Below are 22,666 nucleotides of genomic sequence, written 5' to 3'. Positions count from 1 at the left end.
GGGGCGGCTGTGGTGGGGGCCCCCCCCGGGCCACTCCCTGCCGCCCCTTAGGCGGGGGGGCTGCTCTCCTTCACACTACCCGCCCCCCCTCTCCGTATGTCCCGGGCAGGCCCGCGGGTGACGGACCGGCCCGGTCGGGGACCTACGGCCTGCGCGCGGAGGTGACCCGGTACACGTCGTAGACGCCCTCCACGCCGCGTACGGCCTTCAGGACGTGCCCCAGGTGCTTGGGGTCGCCCATCTCGAAGGTGAACCGGGAGGTGGCCACCCGGTCGCGGGAGGTCTGCACGGCCGCCGACAGGATGTTGACGTGCTGGTCGGACAGGACCCGGGTGACGTCGGAGAGCAGCCGGGAACGGTCCAGAGCCTCGACCTGGATGGCGACCAGGAAGACCGAGGACTGGGTGGGTGCCCACTCGACTTCGAGGATGCGCTCCGGCTGCTGCGACAGCGAGTCGACGTTGACGCAGTCGGCGCGGTGCACGGAGACGCCGCTGCCGCGGGTGACGAAGCCGATGATCGGGTCGCCGGGGACGGGTGTGCAGCAGCGGGCCAGTTTGACCCAGACATCCTCGACGCCCTTGACCACGACACCGGGGTCGGCGTTGGCGCGGCGCTTGCTGCGGCCCCGGGAGGGCGGCGCGCTCTCGACGAGGTCCTCGTTGGCGGCGTCCTCACCGCCGAGTGCCTGCACGAGCTTCTGCACGACGCCCGCGGCGGCGACATGGCCCTCGCCGATCGCCGCGTAGAGCGACGAGATGTCGGGGTAGCGCATCTCGTGCGCGAGGGTGACCAGGGAGTCGCCGGTGAGGATGCGCTGGATCGGCAGGTTCTGCTTGCGCATCGCGCGGGCGATGGAGTCCTTGCCCTGCTCGATCGCCTCGTCGCGGCGCTCCTTGGAGAACCAGGCGCGGATCTTGTTGCGGGCGCGGGGCGACTTGACGAAGCCCAGCCAGTCCCGCGAGGGCCCGGCGCCGGCCGCCTTGGAGGTGAAGACCTCCACCAGGTCACCGTTGTCCAGGGTGGATTCGAGCGGTACGAGCCGCCCGTTGACCCGTGCTCCTATGGTCCGGTGGCCGACCTCGGTATGGACGGCGTACGCGAAGTCGACCGGTGTCGCGCCCGCGGGGAGCGCTATGACATCGCCCTTGGGCGTGAAGACGAAGACCTCGTTGCGGGAGAGGTCGAAGCGCAGGGACTCCAGGAACTCGCTGGGGTCCTCGGTCTCCTTCTGCCAGTCCAGGAGCTGGCGCAGCCACGCCATGTCGTTGACGGTGTCCTGGCCGCGTCCGGTGTTCTTGGGGACATCGGTACGCACCTTGGAGGCGCCGGCGACGGCCTCCTGCTTGTACTTCCAGTGCGCGGCGATGCCGTACTCGGCGCGGCGGTGCATGTCGAACGTACGGATCTGGAGCTCGACGGGCTTTCCGCTGGGACCGATCACCGTGGTGTGCAGTGACTGGTACATGTTGAACTTGGGCATCGCGATGTAGTCCTTGAACCGCCCCGGTACCGGATTCCACCGGGCGTGGACGGTGCCGAGCGCCGCGTAGCAGTCGCGGACGGTGTCGACGAGGACCCTGATGCCCACCAGGTCATAGATCTCGGCGAAATCCCGGCCCCGCACGATCATCTTCTGGTAGACGCTGTAGTAGTGCTTCGGCCGCCCGGTGACGGTGGCCTTGATCCGGGCGGCGCGCAGGTCGGACTGCACCTCGTCGGTCACTATGGCGAGGTATTCGTCGCGCTTGGGGGCCCGCTCGGCGACGAGACGGACGATCTCGTCGTACATCTTGGGGTAGAGGATCGCGAAGGCGAGGTCCTCCAGCTCCCACTTGATGGTGTTCATGCCCAGGCGGTGGGCGAGCGGCGCGTAGATCTCCAGCGTCTCGCGGGCCTTCTTCTCCTGCTTCTCCCGCTTGAGGTAGCGCATGGTGCGCATGTTGTGCAGCCGGTCGGCGAGCTTGATGACGAGGACCCGGGGGTCCTTCGCCATGGCGACGACCATCTTGCGTACGGTCTCGGCCTGCGCGGCCTCACCGAACTTGACCTTGTCCAGCTTGGTGACGCCGTCGACGAGCAGCGCGACCTGGTCGCCGAAGTCGAGGCGCAGGGTGTCCAGGCCGTACTCGGTGTCCTCGACGGTGTCGTGCAGCAGGCCGGCCATCAAGGTGGCCGGATCCATGCCCAGCTCGGCCAGGATCGTCGTCACGGCCAGCGGGTGCGTGATGTACGGGTCGCCGCTCTTGCGCTTCTGGCCGCGGTGCCAGCGTTCGGCGACCTGGTAGGCCCGCTCGATCTGGCGCAGCGTGGCGGTCTCGATCTTGGGGTCATTGCCGCGGACGGTGCGCAGCAGCGGTTCGAGGACCGGGTTGTACGGGCTGGAACGCTGCACACCCAGTCGGGCGAGGCGGGCCCTGACGCGGTTGGAGGAGCCGCCCGAGCGGGTCGCCGGACCGGCAGGGGCGAGGGGCTTCGCGGCGGCGGGCCTGGCCGGGGTCCTGGGCGCGGGCTCGGCGGGGGCCGGGGAGGCGGGTGCGGCGGCGGGCTTCGCGGACGCCGGGGTGGCCGGGCGCGCGGGGCCGCCGGGCTTCGCGGGGGCGGCGGAGGCGGGAGCCGGGGCCTGCGGGGAGCTGCCGGACGGCTCGCGCGGCGCGGGCTCCGGCGCACCCGAGGGCTTGGCCTTCTCGGGCGTTGCGGGGGCCGCCGCGGGCTTTTCGGGCTGCGGGGCTGCGGCTGGCTGGGCCTCGTCTGGCAAGAGCGCTCCTCGTGCGGATCCGGGGTACCCGGAAGCCCATGGTATCGACCCCCCGGCCGGACCTCGCCCGGGGACCGCGGGAGGCCCCTGTCAACGCGGAACGGGCACCCGGTGTTCCCGGGTGCCCGTTCGCGTCGTCAGGGGCTCGTGCGGCGGGTGAACGCCACCGCGCGGGGCTCAGACGGTGATCAGTGCCTCTATCGGAGCGCCCCGCAGCGCGGGCTCCAGGCGGGCCCGGCCGGAGAGGAAGCCGAGCTCCATGAGGACCGAGACACCCACGACCTGGGCGCCGGCCCGCCGGATCAGCTCCAGGGAGGCCTCGGCGGTGCCGCCGGTGGCGAGGACGTCGTCGATGACCATGATCCGGTCGTCCGCGGTGAGGTCCTCGGCGTGGATCTCGATCTCCGCGCTGCCGTACTCCAGCTCGTAGGACTGCCGGAGCGTGGCTCCGGGCAGCTTCCCGGCCTTGCGGACGGGTACGAAGCCGAGCCCGGCCCGGACCGCTACGGGGGCGGCGAGGATGAAGCCGCGCGCCTCCAGTCCGACGATCTTCGTGGCGCCGTGCCGGACGCACAGCTCCGCGAGGGCGTCGGTCAGTGCCGTGAAGGCGACCGGGTCCGCGAGCAGCGGGGTGATGTCCTTGAAGACGACACCGGGCTTCGGGTAGTCGGCCACATCACGGATGCGGCTGAGCAGCAGTTCCCGGGTCGATGCGGTGGTGCTGGTCATCATCGCTTCCCCGGAGTCCGGCCGTGGCCCCTGGGCTGCCGGGGCCGGCCCACGGTGGCACCGGCGGTCTCGGCGTCCTCGGGGAAGGCGTCCTGCGGCTCGTCGTCGTGCTCGTCGTCGGCGGACTCGCCCTTGGCTGCTGCCGCCGCGCGCTTGGCGAGGATCCGCTTCTTCAGCGCCTTCATCTGCGGGTCGCGTTCCTTGAGGTCGGCGACGAGCGGAGTGGCGATGAAGATCGAGGAGTACGCACCGGCGGCGAGACCGACGAACAGCGACAGCGAGATGTCGTTCAGCATGCCCGCGCCGAGGACACCGCCACCGATGAACAGCAGACCGGCGACCGGCAGCAGCGCCACGACGGTGGTGTTGATGGAACGCACCAGTGTGCTGTTGATCGACCGGTTGGCGATCTCGCTGTAGGTGAAGCGGGTCTGCTTGGTGATCCCCTTCTGGCCCTCCTTGAGGCTGTCGAAGACGACGACCGTGTCGTAGAGGGAGTAACCGAGGATGGTCAGCAGACCGATCACGGTGCCCGGCGTGACCTCGAAGCCGACCAGCGCGTAGACACCGACCGTGATGGTGATGTCGTGGATCAGGGCGACGAGGGCCGCGATGGCCATCCGCCACTCGAACGCGATGGCCAGGTAGACCACCACGAGGACCATGAAGATCCCAAGACCCGTCCAGGCCTTGTTGGCGATCTGCTCACCCCAGCTGGGGCCGACCAGGTCCGCGTTGATCTTCTCCGCCGGCACCCCGAGGTCCTCGGAGAGCTGCGTCTTGATCGCGTCGGCCTTGGCCGTGTCGACCTCGGTGATCTGGATGCGCAGACCGCCGTTGCCCAGCTCCTGGACGATCGCCTCGTGGCCGGAGGCCTCCACCGCGGCCTCGTGGACCTGGGAGGCCGAGATCTTGGCCTTGACGTCGGTCGTGAAGACCGCGCCGCCCTTGAACTCGATACCCATGTTGAGGCCGCTGACCGCCAGGCCGAGGATGGCCGTGATGGTGATCAGTATCGAGACGCCGTACCAGATCTTGCGGTTGCCGATGAAGTCGTAACCGACCTCGCCGCGGTAGAGCCGGGCGCCCAGATTGCCGAGTCGCGACATCTCACGCCTCCTTCGGGTCGGTGGAAGCGTTGGCACGGCGCGAGCGGCGGAGCGGCGGCTTCGCGCCGAGCCGCTTCGGGTCCAGCCCGGACCAGGAGTGGCCGCTGGAGAAGAACTTCGTCCGGCCCATCAGCGTCATGACGGGCTTGGTGAAGAGGAACACCACGACGACGTCGAGCAGCGTGGTCAGGCCGAGCGTGAACGCGAAGCCCTGGACCTTGCCGACGGTGACGAGGAAGAGCACCGCCGCGGCCAGGAACGACACGAAGTCGGAGACCAGGATGGTGCGCCGGGCGCGCGGCCAGGCCCGCTCGATGGCCGGGCGGAGCGTCCGGCCCTCGCGGATCTCGTCACGTACGCGTTCGAAGTACACGATGAACGAGTCCGCCGTGATGCCGATGGCGACGATCGCGCCACAGACCGCGGGCAGGTTCAGCGCGAAGCCGATGGCCGGGCCGAGCAGAGCCATGATCGTGTACGTCAGGATGCCGGAGACCAGGAGGCTGAGGAGCGCGATGAACGCGAGCCCTCGGTAGTAGGCCACCAGGTAGATGACGACGAGCGCGAGGCCGATGGCGCCGGCGATGAGACCCGCCTTGAGCTGCTCGCCGCCGAGGGCGGCGGTCACGGTGGTGACGCTCGCCTCGTCGAAGGTCAGCGGGAGCGCGCCGTACGACAGGATGTTGCCGAGGTCCTCGGCGGACTGCTGGTCGAAGCTTCCGGAGATCTGGGCGTTCTTGCTGAGCGCCGTACGCACGGAGGGCGCGGAGACGACCTCGCCGTCGAGGACGATCGCGAACTGGTTCATCGGCGGCTGCTGCTGCGAGAGCCGCGAGGTGATCGTCTGGAACTTCTTGGCGCCGCCGGAGGTGAACTCCATCGACACGATCCACTCGCCGGTGGTCTGGTCGATGGCGCCCTGGGCGTCGTCGACGTCCGCGCCGGAGACCTCGGCCGGGCCGAGCACGTACTTCTCGTACTGGCCGGGAGTGTTCGAGCCACAGGCGACGATGGAGTCGGTGGGCTTCGCGTCCTTGCCGGCGTCCGTGCGCTGCTTCGGGTCGGTGCAGTCGAGCTTGGCGAACTGTTCCTGGAGCTTGGCGGCCGCGGGGTCGGCGGACGGCGTCGCGGACGCGTCGGGCGACTTCGACGCGTCCGGCTTCGAGGAGTCGGTGGCGCTCGGGGTGGGGTCCTTCTTCAGGGCTCCGGTGACCGCGCGTCCCTGGGTGGTGGCGCTCGCCGACGGCGAGCCGGGGGAGGTGGCCTCGTCCCCGGTGGCCTCGTCACCCTTGGCCTCGTCGCCCTTGGCCTTGTCCCCGGCCTTGGCGGACTCCTCCGCGCTCGGCGTGGCGCTGCCCGAGGGCTTCGCGCTGCCCGTGGGCACCGGCTCCCCGGGGCCGCCGGCCTGGACGGTCAGAACGGGCCGGAAGTAGAGCTGGGCGGTCGTACCGACCTGCTCCCGGGCCTGCTCGGAGTTCGTCCCCTTGGGGATGTTGACGATGATGTTCTTCTCGCCCTGGGTCTGAACCTCGGCCTCGGAGACACCCAGACCGTTGACCCGTCGCTCGATGATGCCGACCGCGGTGTTCATATTGGTCGGATTGATCGCGTCGGGCTTGCCGGGCTGACTCTTCGCCTCAAGCGTGATCGAGGTCCCGCCCGCCAGGTCGATACCCAGCCGGGGCGTGGTGTGACCGGACAGGAACATCCCGCCGGTGAGCGCGACCATGGCGATCAGGATCAGAACCAGGGCACGCCCCGGCCTGCTCTGACCACCGGCCGGCCCGCGGCCCTTCTTCGGTGCTGCCACCTTCTCGTTTCTCCCTGTCCAACCGCCCCGCGCCGGGTACGCGCCCGAGCGGCCACGAAGTGTTGTGGGGACCTGCCCCCGCAGAAAACCGCACGGCCCGGGGGACGCCGCGCACCGGTGGGCGTGGCGTCCCCGAATCGTGAACTACTTCGCGTCGGCCTCGCCGTCGGCCTTGCCGTCCTTGGAGTCCTTGGCATCCTTCGCCGCGGCGTCCTCGGTGTCCGCCGGCGCGGCGTCCTCGTCCTCGTCCTTCTTGACCAGGTCGATCTTCGCGTCGTCGTCGCCGGTGAGCGAGGAGGCGTCGTCGGGCACGACCGCGCCGTCGACCTTGAGGTCGTCGTCACCGTGGACGATGCGGTTGTACTCCTCGTCGTCGAGGACGGCACCGATCGAGTTCTTGGCGTAGACGGCGTGGACGCCGGGGGCGACCTCAAGGAGAACCGTGTCGTCGTTGACCTCCTTGACGGTGGCGTACATGCCTCCGATCGTCCGGACGCCGGTGCCGGGCTGCATGTCGTTGCGCATCTGCGCAGCCGCCGCCTGCTTCTTCTTGGCGGACCGGGTCATCAGGAACATGGCCCCGATGAGCACGATGAAGGGGAGGAGAGTCACGATATTCACGGGACGGAAATTCCTTCGCACGACCGCGCTGGAATGCGGCCTGTATATACGGGGGTGGGTACACCGACCTTTAAGGGCGGCATCGGCGGAGTCTAAGCGAGTCCGCATCGATGGAACAACGCCCAGCATCGCACCGTGGTTCCGTTACGGGCCAACCTGTGACGCATCACGCCCCGAAGAGACCCTGTTGTCCCTTTCCGCCGTGCTGCGGAGGTACGAGGCCGAGGTGGGCCCAGGTCGCGGGGGTGGCGACCCGGCCGCGCGGCGTCCTGGCCAGCAGTCCTTCCCGTACGAGGAAGGGCTCGGCGACCTCCTCGACCGTCTCGCGCTCCTCCCCCACGGCGACCGCGAGGGTGGACAGGCCGACCGGCCCGCCGCCGAAGAGTTTCAGCAGTGCACCCAGGACCGCCCGGTCCAGCCGATCGAGGCCGCGGGCGTCAACCTCGTACACCTTGAGCGCCGCGGCGGCGATCTCCCGGTCGACCGTGCCGTCGGCCTTGACCTGGGCGTAGTCCCGGACGCGGCGCAGCAGCCGGTTGGCGATGCGGGGGGTGCCCCGGGAGCGTCCGGCGATCTCGGCGGCGCCGTCCGCGTCGATGCCGACATCGAGCAGCCGGGCCGAGCGGTGGATCACTCGTTCCAGTTCGGCGGGGGCGTAGAACTCCATGTGTCCGGTGAAGCCGAAGCGGTCGCGCAGCGGGGGCGGCAGCAGACCGGCCCGGGTGGTGGCGCCGACCAGGGTGAACGGCGGAAGTTCGAGCGGGATCGCGGTGGCGCCGGGGCCCTTGCCGACGATGACGTCGACCCGGAAGTCCTCCATCGCCATGTAGAGCATCTCCTCGGCGGGCCGCGACATCCGGTGGATCTCGTCGAGGAAGAGGACCTCGCCCTCCTGGAGGGAGGAGAGGATCGCCGCGAGGTCGCCCGCGTGCTGGATGGCGGGTCCCGAGGTGATCCTGATCGGTGCGTTCATCTCGGCCGCGATGATCATGGACAGGGTGGTCTTGCCGAGCCCGGGAGCACCGGAGAGCAGGACGTGGTCGGCGGTGGCACCGCGGGCGCGGGCCGCCTTGAGGACCAGGTCGAGCTGTTCGCGGACCTTCTCCTGGCCGACGAACTCCTCCAGGTCCTTCGGGCGCAGGGCCGCTTCGACCGCGGTGTCCTCGCCGTCCGCGCCGGCGTCGACCAGCCGCTCGTCGAACTGCGGCACCGGCCGCTCGTCGGTGTCGGGTCCGGTCTCGTCCCAGTTCATTCGGTCAGTCCCGCCTCGGGTGTTTCGGTGCCGGTCAGCGTGCGCGGTTGAGAGTCTGCAGGGCGGCGCGCAGCAGCTGCGGCACGGGGGGCTGAACGCCCTCGGCGACGGCGGCCTCGGCCTGCGGGGCCACGGCGGAGACCGCCTCGTCCGCCTCACGGGTCGCGTAGCCGAGCCCGATCAGCGCGGCCTGGAGCTGGTCGCGCCAGGCCGGGGTGACGGGGGTGCCGATGCCCTGCTGGCCGATGTGGGCGCCGACGGGCTCGCCGAGCCGGTCCTTCAGCTCCAGCAGGAGCTTCTGGGCGCCCTTCTTGCCGATGCCCGAGACCGCGGTGAGCGCCTTTTCGTCGCCGGTGGAGACCGCCAGGCGCAGCGCGTCCGGGCTGTGGGTGGCGAGCATGGCCTGGGCCAGCCGGGGGCCGACGCCGCTGGCGGTCTGGAGCAGCTCGAAGACCCGGCGCTCGTCGTCGTCGGCGAAGCCGTAGAGCGTGAGCGAGTCCTCCCGCACGACGAGGGAGGTGGCGAGCCTGGCCTCCTTGCCGATGCGCAGATCGGTGAGGGTGTTCGGGGCGCACTGGACGGCCATGCCGATCCCGCCGACCTCGATCACGGCCGTGGTCGGGGTGACGGCGGCCACCGGGCCGGAGACGAAGGCGATCATGCGGTACGGCCTTTCAGCGTGCGATGGGCGGCGACGGCCTGCTGGAGTCGGTTCTGCGCGGGTGCGCGCCAGATGTGGCAGATGGCGAGCGCGAGGGCGTCGGCGGCGTCGGCGGGCTTGGGCGGCGCGTCCAGCCGGAGCAGCCGGGTCACCATGGCGCCGACCTGCGCCTTGTCCGCGCGGCCCGAACCGGTGACGGCGGCCTTGACCTCGCTGGGGGTGTGCAGGGCGACGGGGATGCCGCGCCGGGAGGCGCAGAGCATGGCGACCGCGCTGGCCTGGGCGGTGCCCATCACCGTACGGACGTTGTGCTGGGCGAACACCCGCTCCACGGCGACGAACTGGGGGCGGTGTTCGTCGAGCCACTGCTCGATGCCCCGCTCGATGTCGACCAGCCGATGCCCCAGTTCGGCGTCGGAGGAGGTGCGGACGACACCGACGCCGATCATGGTCAACGGGCGGCCCGCGACCCCCTCGACGACACCGACACCGCACCGGGTCAGCCCCGGGTCCACGCCGAGTACCCGCATGGAGCCCCCCTGTCCTCACCGCTCGGTCAACTGTTCTGGCAGGCTATCGGCTCGCACCGACAATGCGACGGGCCGACGGGGTGTGTCCCCGTCGGCCCGTCCGCAGAAGCCGTTCCGCCGATCGCGCCTCAGGCGTCGACCTTCTCCATGACCTCGTCGGACACGTCGAAGTTCGCGAAGACGTTCTGCACGTCGTCGCTGTCCTCCAGCGCGTCGATGAGCTTGAAGATCTTGCGCGCGCCCTCTTCGTCGAGGTCGACCTGCATGGTGGGCAGGAAGTTGGCCTCGGCGGAGTCGTAGTCGATGCCGGCCTCCTGGAGCGCGGTACGGACCGCGACCATGTCGGTGGCCTCGCTGACGACCTCGAAGGTCTCACCGAGGTCGTTGACCTCCTCGGCGCCCGCGTCGAGCACCGCGCCGAGGACGTCGTCCTCGGACAGCTCGCCCTTGGGGACGATGACGACGCCCTTGCGGTTGAAGAGGTACGAGACGGAGCCCGGGTCGGCCATCGAGCCGCCGTTGCGGGTCATCGCGACACGTACGTCGGAGGCGGCACGGTTGCGGTTGTCGGTGAGGCACTCGATGAGCACCGCGACACCGTTGGGGCCGTAGCCTTCGTACATGATCGTCTCGTAGTCGGCGCCGCCCGCTTCGAGACCGCCTCCGCGCTTGACCGCGGAGTCGATGTTCTTGTTCGGGACGGAGCTCTTCTTCGCCTTCTGGATGGCGTCGACGAGCGTCGGGTTGCCCTCGGGGTCCACACCGCCGGAACGGGCCGCGACCTCGATGTTCTTGATCAGCTTCGCGAAGAGCTTGCCGCGCTTGGCGTCAATCACGGCCTTCTTGTGCTTCGTCGTAGCCCATTTAGAGTGGCCGGACATCTGCCTTCTCCTTCGCGTCACCAAAATCGATCCGAACCCGAGAGATCCTACCGGGATCCGGTCAGCCGACTGCGCGCACCATGTCGACGAAGAGCGCGTGAACCCGGTGATCTCCGGTCAGTTCCGGGTGGAATGACGTGGCCAGGGCGTTTCCCTGGCGTACGGCGACAATATGGCCACCGTGCACGGCGATGACGTCCGCCGCGGCCCCGATGGATTCGACCCAGGGCGCCCGGATGAAGACGCCCTCGACCGGGCCGCCCGCAATGCCGTCGACCTCGACCGCGGCCTCGAAGGACTCGTTCTGCCGCCCGAAGGCGTTGCGGCGCACGATCATGTCGATGCCACCGACGGTCTCCTGGCCCGACCGGGGGTCGAGGATCTTGTCGGCGAGCAGGATCATTCCGGCGCAGGTGCCGTAGACCGGCATCCCGGCCCGTACCCGCTCGCGCAGGGGCTCCAGCATGCCGAACAGGACGGCGAGCTTGGACATGGTGGTGGACTCGCCGCCGGGTATGACGAGGCCGTCGACCTCGGCGAGCTCTTCGGGGCGCCGGACCGGCCTGGCCAGGGCATCGGCCGAGGCCAGGGCGATCAGGTGCTCCCGCACGTCGCCCTGGAGGGCCAGGACTCCGATCACAGGGGTGTCGCTCATCGGTGGTTACCAGCCACGGTTCGCGTAGCGCTCGGCCTCGGGCAGCGTGTCGCAGTTGATGCCGACCATGGCCTCGCCCAGGTTGCGGGAGGCGTCCGCGATGACCTTCGGGTCGTCGTAGAAGGTGGTGGCCTTGACGATGGCGGCCGCGCGCTTGGCGGGGTCGCCGGACTTGAAGATGCCGGAGCCGACGAAGACACCCTCGGCACCGAGCTGACGCATCAGAGCGGCGTCGGCGGGGGTGGCCACACCACCGGCGGAGAACAGGACGACGGGCAGCTTGCCGAGCTCGGCGACCTCCTTGACCAGCTCGTACGGGGCGCGCAGGTCCTTGGCGGCGGCGTACAGCTCGTTGTTGTCGTAGCCGCGCAGCCGGGCGATCTCGTTCTTGATCTGGCGCAGGTGGCGGACGGCCTCGACGACGTTGCCGGTGCCGGCCTCGCCCTTGGAGCGGATCATCGCCGCGCCCTCGGCGATCCGGCGCAGGGCCTCGCCCAGGTTGGTGGCGCCGCAGACGAAGGGGGTGGTGAAGGCGAACTTGTCGCTGTGGTTGACCTCGTCGGCCGGGGTGAGGACCTCGGACTCGTCGATGTAGTCGACGCCGAGGGACTGGAGGACCTGGGCCTCGACGAAGTGGCCGATGCGGGACTTGGCCATGACGGGGATGGAGACGGCCGCGATGATCTCCTCGATCATGTTGGGGTCGGACATCCGGGCCACTCCGCCGTCCTTGCGGATGTCGGCGGGCACCCGCTCCAGGGCCATGACGGCCACGGCGCCCGCGTCCTCGGCGATCTTCGCCTGCTCGGCGTCGACGACGTCCATGATCACGCCGCCCTTGAGCTGCTCGGCCATGCCGCGCTTGACGCGGGCGGTGCCGGTGGCGGGGGACTCGGCGGACTGCGGGGTGCTGGGAAGCGTGGACACGGGACCTCACTCGGTGAAAGACGCTGGTTTCTGCAGCACTGAGCAAACGCTCCGGGACCAGTCCACAGCAAGGGCCAATGGACAGCCCGTGGCCCGTTTTCCCGCCGCGTACCGTCACCCTTCCCCGCGGGGCGCGGCCTTGACGGCCCGGTCCTGGCAGCGTGGCCCTGACGGCACGGCTCTCACGCCACGGCCCCGCGGGCGTCGCCGTTCAGGTCCCCGGGCGGTCCGCGAGGGCCACCGGCGGCGCGTCGTCCATCTCGAAGGCGAGCGGGAACGGCGCGTGCCCGGCCAGCCGGAACAGCCGTACCGTACGGTGCCTGCGCAGGGCGCGGGCCGCCCGCACGGCGTCGTTGTGGAAGCGCCTGGCCATCGGCACCCGGCGCACGGCGGCGGCCAGCTCGGTGGCGGCCTCCTCGCCGCCGGGGATCTCCTTCACCGTCTCGACCTGGGCCGGTTCGCCGAAGACGGCCCGCAGCGCCGTGCTCAGCTCGCTCTCGGCGACCTCCCGCTGGTCCTCCTCCGCCTGCCGGGCGGCGTGCGCGGCCTCGTAGAGGACGATCGACGCGGCGGGGTCGAGGACGCCCGAGGTGGCCAGTTCCTGGGTGACCGAGGCGCGGCGCAGCAGTTGGGCGTCGAGCGCGGCCCGCGCCGCGTCGATGCGCGTGTGCAGCCGGTCGAGCCTGCCGGCCGTCCAGCTGAGGTACAGGCCGATCGCGAAGAGCGCGACGGCGATCCAGATGAGGGTTTCGGTCACCGCGCAAAGGCTACCGTCGGGCCGGTGGCGCCCCGCCCTCCGGCCCGTGACGGGGCGGTGGCCGGGGTCAGTCCCAGCGGTCCTGGTTGAGGAAACGGGCCACTCCGCGCCAGGAGTTGGGGCCCATCTCGCCGTCGACGGGGCCGGTGTAGCCGTGGGCGGCGGCGAGACGCTGGAGGGCGGCCCAGGTGTTCGGGCCGGGTTCGCCGTCGATGGGACCCGCATAGCCGTAGTGGTCACGGAGGTTGCGCTGGAGGGCCGCGTACGTGTTCGCGCCGGGGTCGCCGTCGATGGGACCGGTGTAGCCGGACTCGATGGAGAGCCAGCGCTGGGCCCGCTGCCAGAAGACGGTGCCGGGTTCGCCGTCCTGTTCGGTGCTCGTCTTGGGCAGGCCGCCGCCGGAGCCGCCGCCGAGGTAGACCAGCGGGTCGATCCGGACCCCGTTGGGATCGATCATGTGCCAGTGCAGATGGGGTCCGGTGGACGAGCCCGAGCCGGGTGCGCCGGGCTGCCCGCCGGAGAGTCCGACGATGCCCCCGGTCCCCACGGAGGCGCCGTCGGCCAGCAGGAACTGCGACAGGTGCATGTACTGCGTGCGGTACCCGTTGTCGTGGTGGATGGTGACGGTGTGCCCGCCGGTGCCGTTGTCCGGGATGTTGCGGACGGTGCCGCCGCCCGCGGCGGGCAGTCGCGTACCGACTCCCATGCCGAGGTCGATGCCGCCCAGCGAACCGTCGTTGAGGTGGTCCTGCCAGGTGCCGGTGACCGGGTAGCCGCCGAACGGGTTGTAGAAGGAGACGGCGTACGCGGCACGGGTGCCGAACAGGCCCGCGCCCGCCGTGATCCCGATGGCCGCCGCCGTCCCGCGCAGCAGCGTTCTTCTGGTGGGTCGGCGGTCGTGGCCGCCCAGTGGCCCGGTCATGGTGGTCTCCTCGGGGAGGCGTGGACTTCTCGGTTGTGGGCCTTGTCATGCCCACACCCAAGGAGTCCATGCCTCCCGGCGCGGCCGGGCCGGGAAGCCCGCCCGTCCGGCGTCCGCGCCCGGCCGTCAGTCCCGGGCCGACCCGAACCGCGCCCGCAGGCCCGTCCGTTCGTCGGCCGCCACCGACGCCGCACCGTCCGTCACCGTCTCGTACACCGCGAGGATGTCCGCCCCCACCGTCGCCCAGTCGAAGCGCCGCACATGCTCGCTGCCCCGCTCACGCAGCTCCGTACGCCGCTCGGGGTCGCCCAGCAGCCGGATCGCCGCACCGGCCAGCGCGTCGGCGTCCTCATTGGCGAACAGCTCGCCCGCCGCACCCTGGTCCAGCACCTGGGCGAAGGCGTCCAGATCGCTCGCCAGCACGGGCGCGCCCGCCGACAGGGCCTCGACCAGGATGATCCCGAAGCTCTCGCCGCCGGTGTTCGGCGCGACGTACACATCGACGCTGCGCAGCAGCCGCGCCTTGTCCTCGTCGCTCACCATGCCGAGGAACTCGACGCGCTCGCGCATCTGCGCGGGCAGCGAGGCCACCGCCTCCTCCTCGTCGCCGCGCCCCGCGACCAGCAGCCTGGTCCCCGGACGTGCGGCCAGGATGGCGGGCAGCGCCTTCATCAGGACCGGCAGGCCCTTGCGGGGCTCGTCGATCCGGCCGATGAAGCCGATCGTCCCGCCCTGCCACTCGGCCCGGGGCTCCGCCTTCGCGAAGAAACCGACATCGACACCGTTGGGGATGACGACGGCGTCGCCGCCGAGGTGCTCCACCAGGGTCCGCCGCGCGTACTCGCTCACCGCGATCCGCGCGCTGATCTTCTCCAGCGCGGGCTGGAGGATCGGATACGCGGCGATCATCGCCCGGGATCGCGGATTGGACGTGTGGAACGTGGCGACGATGGGCCCCTGCGCGGCCCAGCAGGCCAGCAGGCCCAGCGACGGCGAGGTCGGCTCATGGATGTGGATCACGTCGAAGGTGCCGTCGTGCAGCCAGCGGCGCACCCGCGCGGCCGACAGGAAGCCGAAGTTCAGCCGGGCGACCGAGCCGTTGTACGGCACGGGAACGGCCCGCCCGGCCGACACCACGTACGGCGGCAGCGGGGTCTCGTCGTCCGCGGGGGCCAGCACGGAGACCTGGTGGCCCAGGCGGATCAGATGCTCGGCCAGGTCCCGGATGTGGAACTGCACCCCGCCGGGTACGTCCCAGGAGTACGGGCAGACGATGCCGATCTTCACGGCTGTTCCCCCCGGGGGTCCAGGTCGTCGAGCCAGAGCCGCTGCAGCATGTGCCAGTCCTGCGGGTGCTCGGCGATGCCGATGGCGAAGGCGTCGGCCAGCGCCTGTGTCATCAGGGATGTCCGCTCACCGCGGCTGCCGGTGTCCGGCACCCCGACCGGCGGGTGGATCCGGGCCTTCATCACGGGCGTCCCGTCGTACGAGAGCGTGACCGGGAGCAGCAGCGCGCCGGTCTGCTGGGCCAGCAGCGCCGGTCCCGCGGGCATCCGGGCCGTCGCGCCGAAGAAGCTCACCTCGACCCCGGAGGCCGACAGATCGCGGTCGGCGACCAGGCAGACCAGACCGCCCGCGCGCAGCCGGCGGGCCAGGGTTCCGAAGGCCGCCCCGCCGTTGTGCGGCAGGACCTCCATGCCCAGGCCCTCGCGGTAGGCCACGAAGCGGTCGTACAGCGTCTCGGGCTTGAGCCGCTCGGCGACCGTCGTGAACGGCACCTTGAGGTCGGTGGTGACCCAGGCACCCGCGAGGTCCCAGTTGCCCAGGTGCGGCAGCGCCAGGATCACGCCGCGCCCGGCGTCCAGGCCCTCGGTCAGCCGGTGGGCGTCCGTGACGTCGATGCTGTCCTTGATCCGCTGCGGACTCCAGGCCGGCAGCCGGAACGACTCCATCCAGTAGCGCATGTACGAGCGCATCCCGGCCTTGGACAGGGCGGCGAGGCGGGCCGGACTCGCGTCCGGCACCACGCGCGCCAGATTCGACTCCAGCCGCAGGACGCTCTTGCCCCGCCGCTTCCACACCTGGTCGGCGAGGGTACGGAAGAGGGCCTGGGCCGCGGGCTCGGGCAGTTTCTTCACCGCGCCCCAGCCGAGCCCGTACAGCCCGTCGGTCAGCCGTCCCCTCAGCCGGGACACGGTGCCGCTCACTGTGCGGCCCCGCTCCCCTGCTCCGCCGTACCACCGGCGTCCGCGGCGGCGTCCGCCTCGGCGGACTCGCGGCGCACGGTCACCACGCGCTGGATCAGCGTCACGAGGCTGCCCGCGGCGACGATCCACAGCGCGATCGGAAGCAGGACGTCGATCCCCGGCACACCGAACGCGTGCAGACCCGCCAGGCCCGCCGCGACCAGCGAGATCACCAGTCGCTCGGCACGCTCCACCAGACCGTTCACCGCGACCGGCAGACCGATCGACTCGCCGCGCGCCTTGGTGTACGAGACCACCTGACCGCTGGCCAGGCAGAAGATCGCGACGGCGCACAGCACGTTGTCGTCGCCGCCGCCCGCGTACCACAGGGCGAACCCGCCGAAGATCGCCCCGTCGGCGACCCGGTCGAGCGTGGAGTCGAGGAACGCGCCCCACCGGCTGGAGATCCCGGCCTGCCGCGCCATGTTGCCGTCGACGAGGTCGGAGAACACGAAGACCGTGATGACGATCGTGCCCCAGAAGAACTCCCCCATCGGGAAGAAGACCAGCGCGCCTGCCATCACTCCGGCCGTGCCGATGAGAGTGACCGCGTCGGGGCTGACCCCGAGACGGAGCAGCAGAGCGGCGAACGGTGTGAGGACACGCGTAAAAAATGCACGCGCGTACTTGTTCAGCATGGCCTTCCCGAGGGTTCGGTTGGCCGAGCGGCCCTTTCGGCCACCGGCTGGCCCATCGTAGTCACGACCCGTGCGCTCCACCGGACGGGCACCCGTCGCCGCGGAGGTGTCTTCTCCCTCACCGTCGCTCACGCACGGTGTACCGGCACGCTCACGCCCGGCCGCCCGGCTCGACGGCGCACGGCCCCCGGCCCACGGCGCGCACGGCGCACGGCGCACGGTCACGCTCCGGCGCACCGCATACGGCCGCGCCGGGGCGCGACGTATGGACGCGGCACGGCCGGAGTGGAAAGCTCGGATTACGGCCCACCCCACGGCGGGGAGCCCGCTCTCCGGCGCGGGGCGGGCCGCAGACACCGCGGGCGTCGCCGAAGCCGCCGCGGCGGCTCCCCCGTGCCCGTGACCGATCTCCCCCACCTCGCGGGCGGATCTCCCTCCCGCCCGCGCACCCAGCCGGGAGGCACACCTCATGGGCACCACATCGCACGCACACCCCGGAGCCGCCGGAAGGGCACCGGCGGCCGGCCACCCCTCCTCCCTGCGAAACGTGGTGCTGGTCGGCCACAGCGGATCGGGAAAGACCACCCTGGTCGAGGCCCTGGCCCTGGCGGCGGGCGCCGTCAACCGGGCCGGCCGGGTCGAGGACGGCGCGACGGTCTCCGACTACGACGAGATGGAGCACCGCAGGCACCGGTCCGTGCAGCTCTCCCTGGTCCCCGTCGAATGGGGCGGCCACCGGATCAATCTGCTGGACACCCCCGGCTACGCGGACTTCGTCGGGGAACTCCGGGCCGGTCTGCGCGCGGCGGACGCGGCCCTCTTCATCGTCTCGGCCGCCCAGGAGGCGGACGCCGTGGCCGGCACCACCCGCGCCGTGTGGGAGGAATGCGCGCTGGTCGGCATGCCCCGGGCGATCGTCGTCACCCACCTCGACACCGCGCGCACCTCCTTCGACGACATGACCCGGATCTGCGCGGAGATCTTCGGCGGCGACGACCCCGACGCCGTACTCCCGCTGTATCTGCCCGTCCAGGGCCCCGAGGGCCCGGACGGGCACGCCCCGCTCACCGGACTCACCGGCCTGCTCACCGAGCGGGTCCTCGACTACTCCGGAGGCGAACGGAAGGAGAGCGCGCCCGTCGGCGGCCGGCGCGAACAGCTGCGGGAGGCCCGCGACCGGCTGATCGAGGGGATCATCGCCGAGAGCGAGGACGAGACCCTGATGGACCGCTATCTCGGCGGTGGCGAGATCAGCACCCGCACGCTCCTCGACGACCTCGAACGCGCCGTCGCACGCGGCACCTTCCACCCCGTCCTCACCGCCGCCCCCGCGCCGGAGGGCGCCCGTCAGGGCATCGGCACCGTCGAGCTCCTGGAACTGATCACCCGCGGCTTCCCCGCCCCGGCGGAACGCGTCCCGCCCGCCGTGATCACCCCGGAGGGCGAACCCCGCCCCGCCCCGGTGTGCGATCCGGAGGGTCCCCTGCTGGCCGAGGTCGTCAAGACCTCCTCCGACCCGTACGTGGGCCGGATCTCGCTCGTCCGCGTCTTCTCGGGCACGCTGCGCCCGTACGACACCGTGCATGTCCGCGGCCGCGGACTCACGGGCGGCGGCCACGAGCCACGCCCCTGCCACGACGCGGAGGTCCGCGTCGGCGCGCTCTCCTCCCCGTTCGGCAAACAGCAGCGCACCCTGGACCGCTGCGCCGCCGGCGACCTCGCCTGTGTCACCGGGCTGGGCGGCGCCGAGACCGGCGACACCCTGTCCCCCGTGGACGATCCGGTCCTCATCGAGCCCTGGAGCATGCCCGATCCGCTGCTCCCGCTCGCCGTCCGGGCCCACAGCAAGGCCGACGAGGACAAGCTCTCCCAGGGTCTGGCCCGGCTGGTCGCCGAGGACCCCACGATGCGCCTGGAACAGAACCCCGACACCCATCAGGTCGTCCTGTGGTGCCTGGGCGAGGCCCATCAGGACGTCGCGCTGGAGCGCCTGCGCAGCCGGTACGGCGTCAACGTCGACGCCGTACCGCACCTGGTCCCGCTGCGGGAGACCTTCGCCGGTCCCGCGTCCGGCCGCGGCCGGCACGTCAAGCAGTCCGGCGGCCACGGCCAGTACGCCGTCTGCGAGATCGCGGTCGAGCCGCTGCCCTCCGGCGCCGGTATCGAGTTCGTCGACAAGGTGGTCGGCGGGGCGGTACCCCGTCAGTTCGTCTCCTCCGTCGAGAAGGGCGTCCGGGCCCAGGCCGCCCGCGGACTCGTCGCCGGGCACCCGTTGGTCGATCTGCGGGTCACCCTGCTGAACGGCAAGGCGCACTCGGTGGACTCCTCCGACGCCGCCTTCCAGACCGCCGGCGCGCTGGCCCTGCGCGAGGCCGCCGCGGAGACCCGTATCCAGCTCCTGGAACCGGTCGCCGAGGTCCGGGTCCTGGTCCCCGACGACTACGTGGGCCCCGTGATGAGCGATCTCTCGGGACGCCGCGGCCGGGTCGTCGGCACCGAGCAGGCCGGCGGCGGGCGCACCCTCGTACGGGCCGAGGTGCCGGAGACCGAGATCGGCCGGTACGCCGTCGACCTGCGGTCCCTGTCGCACGGCACCGGCCGCTTCGACCGCTCGTACGCCCGGCACGAAGCGATGCCGCGCCGGCTCGCCGACCGTGTCCGTGAGGAGACGAAGGACGGCGGGTGAGCGGGGCGGGACGAGGGGCGGACAGGACAACCAGCCGCCGGGACAGCCAGCGGGCGGGAGCGAGCAGCGGGCAGGACGAGCGGCGGCGGGAGCGAGCGGCGGCCGGGAGCGAGCGGCGGCCGGGACGTGCGGGGGCGATGACGGCCCGGCACTTGCACGACAGCGTGCGCGGCGCATACGGGGCGCACGCGCCGCGGTGTGCGGCGCATGCCTGACGGAGTGTCGCAATCACTGCCGGCCCCCGACCGGGGACCGGGCGGTGTCACGATCCGGACGCTACGCTGTGGTCGCAGCTCAGAAGGTATGCCGCGTACGGTAGTTGGGCACACCCGCAGGAGCAGACCATGCGGCGAGTGGGGGCGACAGTGGCCAACGACGGATTCGACTTTTCACCCGGAGCGCAGATTCCGCTGCAGGGATCGGGCGGACAGGCGGTGGCGACCAACGCCCTGGCCTCCGCCGCGTACCGCGACAGCCCGGTGGAGAAGATCCTCGAAGCCAACAGCGAGTGGCACAAGTCCGAAGTGAAGCCGGGCTCCTCCAAGCTCTTCAAGTCCGACTATTTCAAGCCGAATCTCGGCGAGGCATTCGCCCGTGCCGTCCAGGAAAGAATGCTGGGAGGCGCCCGCGGCGCACTCATCCAGTCGTTCGGCACCGACCCCCAGACCGTGGTCGAGCACTGCCTCTCCGCGAGCAGACTGCGCAAGGCCCGGGACACCCGGCTGACCCTGGTCACCGGGGTGTTCGGCATCCTGTTCCTGCCCGGACTGCTGGCGTGGGTCCTGGTCTTCCGGGGGCGCGACGCCCTCAACAAGTCCAAGGACAAGGTCTTCCGGTCGGTGGGCACCGCCCTCCTGTTCGCCTTCGGCATCGGCGCCCTGATCCTCCTGGTCAAGCTGCCCCTGGACGGAATCCTGGCGTTCTACCTGCGCGGCACGATCATCGCCCCGGTGATCGGCTGGCTCGTCGCGAAACGGATCGCGGAGGCGTCCGCCAAGGACATGCGGGCCCGCTGGGAGGGGCTGCTGTCCGGTGGCGGCGTCGTGGCCAAGATTCCCGAGGCCGTGCCGAAGAACCCCAACGAGACGGCCCGCGAGGCGCTGCGCCAGGGCCTGGAGAAGCTCTCCGCCGAGCAGCAGTCCAATTCGGTCTTCTACGCCGGCCCCAAGGGTGTCCTGGGGATGGGCACCCGCTGGGGCAGCTGGCAGCTCGCGGAGGAACTGGTCGCCAAGGACCCGTCCAAGGAGATCCACCAGTTCCGCAGCTGGGACCTGATCAGGATCATCCACGACCAGCTGAAGATGCTGGAGCGCGGACCGCTGAACACCGGCGGCTTCCCCACCCCGTCCGTCAAGCACTGGATCGTGTCGCCCGTGGGCGAGAACGCGGGGTCGGTCTCCCGCCCCGACGGCGAGGACGTCGCCACCTTCCAGGTCAAACCGCACGAGATACAGCGGATCTGCAACCACCAGCAGTTCGGCAGCGGTGACCGTCACTACCTCGGCGTCCAGTTCACGCTCTGGGACGGACAGCTCGTGATCACGATGATGATCACCGTCACCGTGCTCCACGAGACCCTGCGCATCGAGGTGACCGGGCACGCGCTCGGCCCGGTCCACGGGCTCTTCCTGTCCAAGCCGGAGGAGAAGTCCCGGACGGTCAACAAAACCGTCAGGTTCTGGGAGACCCGCAAGATCCAGCTGCCGCTCGTCGACGCGACCGAGGTGGTCCGGCTCGCGCTGCGCGCCCCGCTGACCTGGTACCCGCCGCTCCTGGACTACCTCGGCGGCAAGATAGTCCTCCCGGAGCCCTTCGGCCTGCGCCACGCCTGGGCCGCCAAGCCGTGGAACCACCGCTTCATGGCGGACGACGCGATGCGCGCCGCGACCCCCGTCCTGCGCGTCGTGCACTCGGCGGCGATGCGGGTCCTCGCGGAGCACGGCGTCGACACCGAGCGCTTCGACAACCGCTCGATGGTGCTGAGCGGCATGGTGCAGGACCCGTCGCCGAAGAAGGCGGACGTCTACGACGCGTAGGAACGCGCGTACGGGTCCGGCACACGCGGTCCCGTACGGACACCGTGGGGCGCCCCCGGCCGGATCGCCGGGGGCGCCCCACGTCCGTCGCACGGCGCGGCTCAGCCGGCCGGAAGCTCCCCGGCGGGCCAGGCGTCGGCCAGCATGGACCGGGTGTCCCCCAGCAGCTGCGGCAGCACCTTGGTGTGACCGACCACCGGCATGAAGTTGGTGTCCCCGCCCCAGCGCGGCACCAGGTGCTGGTGCAGATGCGCGGCGATGCCCGCCCCGGCCACCGATCCCTGGTTCATTCCGATGTTGAACCCGTGGGCCCCGGACGCCGCCCGCAGCGCGACCATCGCGCGCTTGGTGAAGTCGGCCAGCTCCGCGGTCTCCGGACCGTTGAGTTCCGTGTAGTCGGCCACATGCCGGTAGGGCACGACCATCAGATGGCCGCCGTTGTACGGGTACAGGTTCAGCACGGCATAGACGCTCTCGCCGCGCGCGACGATGAGCCCGTCCTCGTCCGATTTGGCCGGGATCACGCAGAACGGACAACCGTCCTCGGCGCCCGGACCGCTCGGCTTGTTCTCACCCTGGATGTACGCCATCCGATGGGGCGTCCACAGGCGCTGGAATGCGTCGGGCGTCCCCACTCCGATCTGCTGCTCCGGCTCACTCGTCATGCCGATCAGCATATTGCTTCACCCCCGCCGAGCGTGTCGCCGGGGCCGCCCCGGTCCGCGCCCCGCGAGGCTGGGCACATGAGCAACCGATCCGCGTACACGGCCGCGCCCGGACTGGCCCGCTGGGAGCAGCGCACGGAGATCCCGCTGTTCATCGCCTCCGTGGTCTTCCTGCTCGGTTACGCGGTCCGCGTCCTCGCGCCCCACGACACCGGGCCCTGGCGGGACATCGCCCTCGCCCTGGTCTGCTCGACCTGGCTGCTCTTCGCCGTGGACTACGCCGCACGGCTGCGGCTGAGCGGCCTCGGTGCCCGCTTCGTCCGCGTGCACTGGCTCGACACCCTGGTGCTCGCGCTGCCGCTGCTGCGCCCGCTGCGGGTGATCCGGATCTATACGGCGGTGCAGAACCGCCGTGACCGGCAGCCGCGGCTGAACCTGTACGCACGGGTGATGGCCTACGCCGGTCTGAGCGCCCTGCTCCTCGGCTTCACCGCCGCCCTGGCGGTGTACCACCAGGAGCACACGGCCGCCGGGGCCACGATCCGTACCTTCGGGGACGCGGTGTGGTGGGCGTGCGCGACGCTGACCACGGTCGGGTACGGGGATGCCACCCCGGTCACCCCGGGCGGCCGGACCGTCGCGGCCCTGCTGATGGTGTGCGGACTGGGACTGCTGGGGGCGGTGACGGGTTCGTTCTCGTCGTGGCTGCTGCAGGTGTTCACTCGGGAGGACGAGAAGGGGCCCTCGGGGAGTCGGTGACTCCCCGAGGGCCCCTCGTACGGC

General features: G+C 71.1%; 20 protein-coding genes. 3 read left to right on the top strand and 17 right to left on the bottom strand.

Annotated elements, in window-relative coordinates:
• Positions 1 to 142: 142 nt before the first annotated feature.
• The 16 genes from ABT170_RS13385 to pgsA all read right to left on the bottom strand — a co-directional run bounded on the left by ABT170_RS13385 (position 143) and on the right by pgsA (position 16,496).
• Entirely contained in the window at positions 143 to 2,758 is a 2,616-nt protein-coding gene (locus tag ABT170_RS13385) for a RelA/SpoT family protein (RefSeq protein WP_329941743.1), read from the bottom strand.
• A gap of 177 nt (positions 2,759 to 2,935) precedes the next feature.
• Positions 2,936 to 3,487 carry an adenine phosphoribosyltransferase gene (locus ABT170_RS13380; protein WP_329941744.1) on the bottom strand — a complete coding sequence of 184 codons (552 nt, stop codon included), beginning with the start codon at positions 3,485 to 3,487 and terminating at the stop codon, positions 2,936 to 2,938.
• The gene (gene secF, locus ABT170_RS13375) at positions 3,487 to 4,596 is read right to left on the bottom strand and encodes a protein translocase subunit SecF (RefSeq protein ID WP_329941745.1); all 1,110 of its coding nucleotides are present in this window, start codon (positions 4,594 to 4,596) and stop codon (positions 3,487 to 3,489) included. The genes ABT170_RS13380 and secF overlap by 1 nt, the downstream gene beginning before the upstream one ends.
• Before the next feature lies 1 nt (position 4,597).
• Positions 4,598 to 6,406, bottom strand: coding sequence for a protein translocase subunit SecD (gene secD, locus ABT170_RS13370; RefSeq protein ID WP_329941746.1), 1,809 nt, complete (start codon positions 6,404 to 6,406; stop codon positions 4,598 to 4,600).
• Between the two features lie 144 nt (positions 6,407 to 6,550).
• A complete protein-coding gene (gene yajC / locus ABT170_RS13365; protein WP_329941747.1) occupies positions 6,551 to 7,027 on the bottom strand; it encodes a preprotein translocase subunit YajC in 477 nt (158 codons plus the stop codon).
• Positions 7,028 to 7,193: 166 nt separating this feature from the next.
• A complete protein-coding gene (gene ruvB, locus ABT170_RS13360) occupies positions 7,194 to 8,279 on the bottom strand; it encodes a Holliday junction branch migration DNA helicase RuvB (RefSeq protein ID WP_351866613.1) in 1,086 nt (361 codons plus the stop codon).
• Between the two features lie 34 nt (positions 8,280 to 8,313).
• Positions 8,314 to 8,940 (bottom strand): Holliday junction branch migration protein RuvA, encoded by a 627-nt coding sequence (ruvA, locus tag ABT170_RS13355; RefSeq protein WP_329941748.1) that lies wholly within the window; start codon positions 8,938 to 8,940, stop codon positions 8,314 to 8,316.
• Positions 8,937 to 9,470: a crossover junction endodeoxyribonuclease RuvC gene (ruvC, locus tag ABT170_RS13350; RefSeq protein ID WP_266929229.1), complete on the bottom strand. Its 534-nt coding sequence runs from the start codon at positions 9,468 to 9,470 to the stop codon at positions 8,937 to 8,939. Before ruvC ends, ruvA begins: the two co-directional genes overlap by 4 nt.
• A 128-nt stretch (positions 9,471 to 9,598) precedes the next feature.
• On the bottom strand, positions 9,599 to 10,351 hold the full coding sequence (locus ABT170_RS13345) for a YebC/PmpR family DNA-binding transcriptional regulator (RefSeq protein WP_266929230.1): 753 nt from the start codon (positions 10,349 to 10,351) through the stop codon (positions 9,599 to 9,601).
• A 61-nt stretch (positions 10,352 to 10,412) separates the two neighbouring features.
• Positions 10,413 to 11,006 (bottom strand): pyridoxal 5'-phosphate synthase glutaminase subunit PdxT, encoded by a 594-nt coding sequence (gene pdxT, locus ABT170_RS13340; RefSeq protein ID WP_266929232.1) that lies wholly within the window; start codon positions 11,004 to 11,006, stop codon positions 10,413 to 10,415.
• A gap of 6 nt (positions 11,007 to 11,012) precedes the next feature.
• Entirely contained in the window at positions 11,013 to 11,933 is a 921-nt protein-coding gene (gene pdxS, locus ABT170_RS13335) for a pyridoxal 5'-phosphate synthase lyase subunit PdxS (protein ID WP_266929233.1), read from the bottom strand.
• A 211-nt stretch (positions 11,934 to 12,144) separates the two neighbouring features.
• A complete protein-coding gene (locus ABT170_RS13330) occupies positions 12,145 to 12,690 on the bottom strand; it encodes a LemA family protein (protein WP_266929234.1) in 546 nt (181 codons plus the stop codon).
• A gap of 67 nt (positions 12,691 to 12,757) precedes the next feature.
• Positions 12,758 to 13,612, bottom strand: coding sequence for a peptidoglycan DD-metalloendopeptidase family protein (locus ABT170_RS13325; RefSeq protein WP_351866607.1), 855 nt, complete (start codon positions 13,610 to 13,612; stop codon positions 12,758 to 12,760).
• A gap of 126 nt (positions 13,613 to 13,738) precedes the next feature.
• Entirely contained in the window at positions 13,739 to 14,899 is a 1,161-nt protein-coding gene (locus ABT170_RS13320; RefSeq protein ID WP_329941750.1) for a glycosyltransferase family 4 protein, read from the bottom strand.
• Complete coding sequence (locus tag ABT170_RS13315) at positions 14,896 to 15,807, bottom strand: phosphatidylinositol mannoside acyltransferase (RefSeq protein ID WP_329941772.1); 912 nt, start codon at positions 15,805 to 15,807, stop codon at positions 14,896 to 14,898. The genes ABT170_RS13320 and ABT170_RS13315 overlap by 4 nt, the downstream gene beginning before the upstream one ends.
• Positions 15,808 to 15,815: 8 nt before the next feature.
• Positions 15,816 to 16,496, bottom strand: a complete 681-nt coding sequence (gene pgsA, locus ABT170_RS13310) for a phosphatidylinositol phosphate synthase (protein ID WP_329941751.1) — start codon at positions 16,494 to 16,496, stop codon at positions 15,816 to 15,818.
• A 469-nt stretch (positions 16,497 to 16,965) separates the two neighbouring features.
• Here pgsA and ABT170_RS13305 point away from each other — a divergent pair, with 469 nt between their 5' ends.
• Both ABT170_RS13305 and ABT170_RS13300 read left to right on the top strand, forming a co-directional pair.
• Positions 16,966 to 19,182, top strand: a complete 2,217-nt coding sequence (locus tag ABT170_RS13305; RefSeq protein ID WP_351866602.1) for an elongation factor G-like protein EF-G2 — start codon at positions 16,966 to 16,968, stop codon at positions 19,180 to 19,182.
• Positions 19,183 to 19,547: 365 nt separating this feature from the next.
• The gene (locus ABT170_RS13300; protein ID WP_266930920.1) at positions 19,548 to 21,218 is read left to right on the top strand and encodes an AbeC-like domain-containing protein; all 1,671 of its coding nucleotides are present in this window, start codon (positions 19,548 to 19,550) and stop codon (positions 21,216 to 21,218) included.
• Between the two features lie 101 nt (positions 21,219 to 21,319).
• Here the strand turns inward: ABT170_RS13300 and ABT170_RS13295 are convergent, their stop codons facing one another.
• The gene (locus ABT170_RS13295) at positions 21,320 to 21,895 is read right to left on the bottom strand and encodes an HIT family protein (protein ID WP_329941753.1); all 576 of its coding nucleotides are present in this window, start codon (positions 21,893 to 21,895) and stop codon (positions 21,320 to 21,322) included.
• Between the two features lie 66 nt (positions 21,896 to 21,961).
• Between ABT170_RS13295 and ABT170_RS13290 the strand changes: the two genes are divergently transcribed.
• Positions 21,962 to 22,642, top strand: a complete 681-nt coding sequence (locus ABT170_RS13290; protein ID WP_329941754.1) for a potassium channel family protein — start codon at positions 21,962 to 21,964, stop codon at positions 22,640 to 22,642.
• Positions 22,643 to 22,666: the final 24 nt, after the last annotated feature.

This window comes from Streptomyces sp. NPDC001787 (assembly GCF_040297465.1).
In the GTDB taxonomy this organism is placed as follows: Bacteria; Actinomycetota; Actinomycetes; order Streptomycetales; family Streptomycetaceae; genus Streptomyces.
Note: the sequence above shows the minus strand (reverse complement) of the source record. Positions and strands in the feature narration are given on the sequence as shown.

Bases quoted from the DNA above. Each gene is read 5' to 3' on its own strand.
- ABT170_RS13380 (WP_329941744.1), bottom strand. From the start codon at position 3,487: ATGACCAGCACCACCGCATCGACCCGGGAACTGCTGCTCAGCCGCATC.
- secF (WP_329941745.1), bottom strand. From the start codon at position 4,596: ATGTCGCGACTCGGCAATCTGGGCGCCCGGCTCTACCGCGGCGAGGTC.
- ruvB (WP_351866613.1), bottom strand. From the start codon at position 8,279: ATGAACTGGGACGAGACCGGACCCGACACCGACGAGCGGCCGGTGCCG.
- ruvA (WP_329941748.1), bottom strand. From the start codon at position 8,940: ATGATCGCCTTCGTCTCCGGCCCGGTGGCCGCCGTCACCCCGACCACG.
- ruvC (WP_266929229.1), bottom strand. From the start codon at position 9,470: ATGCGGGTACTCGGCGTGGACCCGGGGCTGACCCGGTGCGGTGTCGGT.
- ABT170_RS13345 (WP_266929230.1), bottom strand. From the start codon at position 10,351: ATGTCCGGCCACTCTAAATGGGCTACGACGAAGCACAAGAAGGCCGTG.
- pdxT (WP_266929232.1), bottom strand. From the start codon at position 11,006: ATGAGCGACACCCCTGTGATCGGAGTCCTGGCCCTCCAGGGCGACGTG.
- ABT170_RS13325 (WP_351866607.1), bottom strand. From the start codon at position 13,612: ATGACCGGGCCACTGGGCGGCCACGACCGCCGACCCACCAGAAGAACG.
- pgsA (WP_329941751.1), bottom strand. From the start codon at position 16,496: ATGCTGAACAAGTACGCGCGTGCATTTTTTACGCGTGTCCTCACACCG.
- ABT170_RS13305 (WP_351866602.1), top strand. From the start codon at position 16,966: ATGGGCACCACATCGCACGCACACCCCGGAGCCGCCGGAAGGGCACCG.
- ABT170_RS13295 (WP_329941753.1), bottom strand. From the start codon at position 21,895: ATGCTGATCGGCATGACGAGTGAGCCGGAGCAGCAGATCGGAGTGGGG.
- ABT170_RS13290 (WP_329941754.1), top strand. From the start codon at position 21,962: ATGAGCAACCGATCCGCGTACACGGCCGCGCCCGGACTGGCCCGCTGG.